The organism is Aquabacterium sp. (assembly GCF_035476535.1).
GTDB lineage: Bacteria > Pseudomonadota > Gammaproteobacteria > Burkholderiales > Burkholderiaceae_C > Pseudaquabacterium.
The window spans coordinates 1-4,248 of record NZ_DATILJ010000017.1; the positions used below are offsets into that span (position 1 = coordinate 1).

The following is a 4,248-nucleotide window of genomic DNA, read 5'->3' on the forward strand; positions in this document are numbered from 1 at the left end:
GCGCGGCTGGTCCCCGGCGAGCCCGCCAAGATGGCCGCGGACGCGTTTCGCGACTTCTGGCAGGCCGACGACATCGACCTGCAAGTGCCGGCGGACCCTCTCGCCGAAGACGTGCCGTCGCTGGACGACTGAGCGATGGCAGATGTCTACCTGCTCGACACCAACATCCTGATTGCTGCACTCAAAGGGCATGCCCCAGTGCGCCAACGCCTGGAAGCGCTGCCGCTGTCTCAACTGCGCCTATCGGCCATCGTGCTGGGCGAGTTGGCGTTTGGCGCGGAGAAGAGTGCCCACGGCCCGCGAAACCGCGGTCGCTTGGCGGAACTGGCCGAACGTCTGCCCCTGGTGGGCATCGATCACAAGACCATTGCCCACTATGCGCAAGTGCGCGCTGCGCTGGAGCGTCAGGGCACGCCGATTGGCGCCAACGACACCTGGATTGCCGCCCAGGCTCTGGCCGTCGGCGCCACGCTGGTCACGGACAACGAACGTGAGTTTCGGCGTGTCGCGTCGCTGACGCTGGAAAACTGGTTGGCAGCACCGGAGTGATCTTGCGACGACGGAAATCCGCTCTGGCTCGGTGACCTGGTTCGTCACCCAAGCGTCAGCCGTGTGAAGCCCTTGCCGGCAAAATCGGCGGATGTCGCAGTCCCCACCCCCCGCATCCGCCCCGATCGTCACCTCCGACGGCCGCACCGACAGCCGCCCGGAAGAGAACCACGGCCTGGTCTACCCCTGCGGCGAGCCGCCGGCGCCCGGCTGCGTGCGCGAGATCGCGCCCGGGCTGCTGTGGCTGCGCATGCCGCTGCCGTTTGCGCTGAACCACATCAACCTGTGGGCGATTGCCGATGAAGACGAGCAGGGGCCCGGCTGGGCCATCGTCGACACCGGCACCAAGACGCCCGAGGCGCTGGCCGCCTGGCGTCAGCTGGTGGCGCCCGACGGCCCGCTGGCCGCCACGCCGCAGGGCGCGCGGCTGACGCGCATCTTCGTCACCCACATGCACCCGGACCATGTCGGCATGGCCGGCTGGTTGACGCGCAAGTTCCAGTGCCGCTTGTGGATGACGCGGCTCGAATACCTGACCTGCCGCACGCTGGCCGCCGACACCGGCCGCGAGGCGCCCGACGAGGCGATCCGCTTCTACCGCCACTGCGGCTGGCCCGACGAGGCGCTGGACGTCTACCGCGCGCGCTTCGGCGGCTTCGGCAAGTACCTGCATGCACTGCCCGACAGCTTCCGCCGTCTCACCGATGGCGAGACGCTGGCCATCGGCGGGCGTGCCTGGCGCATCGTCGTCGGCCGCGGCCATTCGCCCGAACATGCCTGCCTGCTGTGCGACGAACTGGGCGTGATGATCTCGGGCGACCAGGTGCTGCCGCGCATCTCGTCCAACGTCTCGGTGTTCCCGACCGAGCCGGACGCCGACCCGCTGGGCGACTGGCTGGCCTCGATCGATCGCCTGCGCGCCACGCTGAGCGACGATCTGCTGGTGCTGCCGGCCCACGGCGAGCCCTTCCGCGGCGTGCATGCACGGCTGGACCGGCTGGCCGCCGGACATCAGCGCGGGCTGGAGCGCCTGCGCCGCAGCCTGGCCGAGCCCAAGCGGGCGATCGATGTCTTCGGCGCGCTGTTCGCGCGGCCGATCGACAACCAGGGCGAGTTGCTGGGCATGGCCACCGGCGAGAGCCTGGCGCACCTGAACTACCTGGTGGCGCGGGGTGAAGCGCGCAAGGAAGTGGATGCCGACGGCGTCGAGCGCTACCGCCTGAACTGAGCGGCGGCTGGACGGCCGCTGCCCTGCGGGGGTCTGGCGTCGCTCTGGCCGCGTACCGAGCACTTCGTCACGCAGCAGCGCTTGCATGCACCTGGCCATCAGGGGAAATGCTAAATCTGCTGCCGTTTCAGGCCGATACAGTCCCTGACATCGAGACAAAGGCACACCCGCACGAAAGTCGGGGTCGCAAAGCTTCCGGTCTAAGGCCCTCAGGGGCGATGACAGCGGGGTTGCCAACGAGACGGGTGGGGGCCTGAGGGCCGCGACCCGCCGCGTGCCGCGCTTTTGCGGCGCTGGCAACCCTGTGTTGCCGGAACGTGGTGCGACTCCTTCCCGTGGCCCGTGGGCCGGGCGCTCGAACCGGGCCACCCCAGGAGTCGCGCATGAAGAACCTCGCACGCTTCGTAGTACTGATTGAATCCCGCATGCTTCGCACCGCGTTCGCGGCGCTGGCCATCGTCGGCCTGCTGGCCGCGCTGTGGGGGCCACAGGCGGCGCGGGCGCAGGGCGCCGCGTCGCGCAAGATCGCAGTGGACTTGCGCGATGCGCTGCAGGCCGCCGCCACGCCGAAGAACAACTGGTCGCGCGACCTGGCCGCCGGCCGCTACGTTCGTGCGCTGGTGGTCAGCAATGCCACTGATCCGGAACTCACCGAGCTGCGCGCCCATGTGCTGGCGGTCGGCGGTTCGGTTTACTACCGCTACCTGTCGGTCAGCGCCTTGTCGGTGCTGTTGCCGGCCAACCGGGTGGCCGAGATCGCGCAGCGCGCCGATGTGCAAAGCATCTCGCCGAACCGCTTGACGCGGCGCACCGCCAGTGCGCTGGCGCTGGCCACCGGGGCCAGCGAAGTGCAAGCCGGCGGCCGCGGCTCAAGCGGGCTGGATGGCAGCGGCATCGGCATCGCGGTGCTGGATTCCGGCGTCGCCTGGAACCACGACAACTTCCTCGATGCCTCGGGCAAGGCCAGCCGCGTCGCGCGGGCGGTCGATTTCCAGAAGGCGGGCGACGCCACCGGCAAGTTGTGGCAGCCCGGCATCGATGTCTCGGGCTGGATCAACAACGGCAGCGCCAGCGGCCGCGCCGCATCGGACTTCGAACGGCTGATCAACGCCGACCGCAGCGACAGCGCCGACGCCTATGGCCATGGCAGCCATGTCGCCGGCGTTGCGGCCGGCCGCGACAACAGCCAGGCCATCGATTCGACCGGCCTCGCGCCAGGCGCGCGGCTGTACGACGTGAAGGTGCTCGACGCCGCCGGCAACGGCGAACTGAGCGAGGTGCTGGCCGGCATCGACTGGGTGATCTACCACGCCAAGGACTACAACATCCGCGTGCTCAACGTCAGCCTGGCGGCTGACTCCACCGAGTCCTACCTGACCGACCCGCTGTGCCGCGCGGTGCGCAGCGCAGTGGCCGCCGGCATCACCGTGGTGGTGGCAGCCGGCAACTTCGGCAAGGACGCCAACGGCGTCGAGGTCTATGGCGCGATCAGCGCACCGGGCAACGACCCGGCGGTGATCACCGTTGGCTCGGCGAACACCAAGGACACGGCGCCGCGCGGCGACGACAGCGTCAACTTCTTCAGCTCGCGCGGGCCGACGCGCGGCGGCAGCCTCGACGCCAATGGCCAACGCCAACCCGACAACCTGCTCAAGCCCGACCTGGTGGCGCCGGGCAACAAGATCGTCTCGGTGCTGGCCTCGGACAAGCAGGGCTCGGTCAGAGGCTTCAGCGTGCTGCCGCGTACTTATCCCGATATTTCCGCGCCTTATGGCGGCAGCAGCCAGCCCAAACTGAAGCAGCTGATGAACTTGAGCGGCACCTCGGTGGCCGCGCCGGTGGTCGCCGGCACCGTGGCCTTGATGCTGCAGGCCAACCCGGGGCTGACGCCGCCGCTGGTCAAGGCCATCCTGCAGTACAGCGCGCAGCCGGTGGCCGGCGCCAACCTGCTGCAGCAGGGCGCCGGGCTGCTCAACGTGCACGGTGCCGTGGCACTGGCCGGCGCACTGCGCAGCGACATCGCCGCGGCCGTCGAGGCCGGCAGCCTGGTCGCGGGCGCCTCGCTGCTGGCGCCGGGCAAGAGCCTGCCGGCGCCGTTGTCGACGATCAACGGCAGCAACGTGGCCTGGAGCCGCATCGTCTTTGCCGGCGGCAACCAGATCCTCAGCGGCAGTGCGCTGTTCACGCAGTACCAGCCGCTGTACGACCCGCGCCTGCTGTGGGTGCGCGGCAGTGCGCAGCGCTACACGCTGAGCTACTGGCCGGCGGCCCGTGGCGAGGCGGCGAACACCTGGCTCAAATCCATCGTCGCGCGGCCGGCCGCGAACCAGCGCCTGGTCGGCGGCGGCGTCGTGTCGGCTGCCTCGCTGGCCGGCGCCAGTTCGTTGCGCGGCCAGAGCGGCGTGTTCATCCCCAGCGCCACGCTGGCCGGCTGGCTGGCCGCGGGCAGCGGCCTGGTGCTCAGCGAAGGC

3 protein-coding genes and 1 riboswitch are annotated in these 4,248 nt (G+C 70.0%); all 3 genes read left to right on the plus strand.

The window, feature by feature from the left end:
• Window positions 1-135 precede the first annotated feature (135 nt).
• Window positions 136-549 carry a PIN domain-containing protein gene (locus tag VLK61_RS01945; RefSeq protein ID WP_325417731.1) on the plus strand — a complete coding sequence of 138 codons (414 nt, stop codon included), beginning with the start codon at window positions 136-138 and terminating at the stop codon, window positions 547-549.
• Between the two features lie 91 nt (window positions 550-640).
• Window positions 641-1,777, plus strand: coding sequence for an MBL fold metallo-hydrolase (locus tag VLK61_RS01950; protein ID WP_325417733.1), 1,137 nt, complete (start codon window positions 641-643; stop codon window positions 1,775-1,777).
• Between the two features lie 150 nt (window positions 1,778-1,927).
• Window positions 1,928-2,015, plus strand: a riboswitch (cyclic di-GMP riboswitch).
• Window positions 2,016-2,160: 145 nt separating this feature from the next.
• On the plus strand, window positions 2,161-4,248 hold a 2,088-nt coding region (locus VLK61_RS01955; protein WP_325417734.1), incomplete at its 3' end, for a S8 family serine peptidase.